General features: G+C 60.4%; 2 protein-coding genes. Both read right to left on the bottom strand.

The window, feature by feature from the left end:
* On the bottom strand, window positions 1-639 hold a 639-nt coding region (locus AC1D1X_RS23705; protein ID WP_477699401.1), incomplete at its 3' end, for a class I SAM-dependent methyltransferase.
* Between the two features lie 156 nt (window positions 640-795).
* Window positions 796-1,209 (bottom strand): gamma-butyrobetaine hydroxylase family protein, encoded by a 414-nt coding sequence (locus AC1D1X_RS23700; protein ID WP_477669822.1) that lies wholly within the window; start codon window positions 1,207-1,209, stop codon window positions 796-798.
* Window positions 1,210-1,252 lie beyond the last annotated feature (43 nt).

Here is a 1,252-nt window from a genome sequence, read left to right as displayed (position 1 = left end):
CAGTTCGTCCTGGCCGGGGTGCATGCGAATTGATTCGGCGAGGTACTGGTAGCTTGAATCGTCATTGGCCACCAGCTTGCCCAACCGCGGCAACACCTTGAAGGAATACCAGTCGTAAATCTTTTCCAGCGGCTTGGCGACTTTGGAGAACTCCAGCACCAGCAGCTTGCCACCGGGCTTGAGCACGCGGTTCATCTCGCGCAACGCATCTTCCTTGTGCGTCATGTTGCGCAGCCCGAAGGCGACCGTCACCACGTCGAAGCTCGCATCGGGAAATGGTAGATGTTCGGCGTCGCACACCAGGGTGGGCAAGCTGACACCAGCATCCAGCAGGCGGTTCCGGCCTTCGCGGAGCATCGCCTCGTTGATATCGGTATGCACCACGCGGCCGGTGCTGCCCACCTTGGGGGCAAAGGCCAGCGCCAGGTCGCCCGTGCCGCCGGCGATGTCCAGCACCTGGTAGCCCTCTTTGACGTTGGCCACCAGCACTGTGTAGGCCTTCCACGCCCGATGCAGCCCCATCGACATCAGGTCGTTCATCACGTCGTATTTGGGCGCCACGGAGTCAAACACCCCGCGCACGCGGCGTGCCTTGTCTTGCTCGTCAACGGATTCAAAACCGAAATGGGTACTGCTCATACCATCAATGCTAGAGGGCAAAGGAGTAATTGCTCTCGACAACCCTGAGCTGACATGGGGCATTGCGGCTTATTGCCCGCTTTTATGCTGGAAAAACAACAGTGGCGCGAAATGCCCATTCGCCGCCGCGCCGCGGCGCGCACCGCTCGCGCGGAATCAGTGGCTTGCACAGCCGTGGCCGCCGGGCGCGGCCATGGGTGCATCGCGCTCAACACCGGCCGCCTGCAGGCGCCTCCGGTACTCGTCCCATAACTGGGCCTGATCGGCGCCCAGTTTGTAGAGATAGTCCCACGAGAATATTCCGCTCTCATGGCCATCGGAAAACACSGGCTTGACCGCGTAATTGCCAATAGGYTCGAGCTCCACCACATTCACTTCGCGTTTGCCGGTTTGCAAAATTTCCTGGCCAGGGCCATGGCCCTGCACCTCTGCCGAGGGCGAATAGACGCGCATGAGTTCAAACGGAATCCTGAACTCGGCGCCGTCGGAGAACGCGATTTCAAGAATGCGCGACTGGCTGTGAACCGTCAATGCGGTGGGCGTGGGTGAACCGGGTTGAAGGCCTGCCATGGGAAATCGCTTTCTGAAAAGAAAAGGCCGGACGCATCAGGCC

The organism is Polaromonas sp. P1_G4 (genome assembly GCF_056405475.1).
Note: the sequence above shows the minus strand (reverse complement) of the source record. Positions and strands in the feature narration are given on the sequence as shown.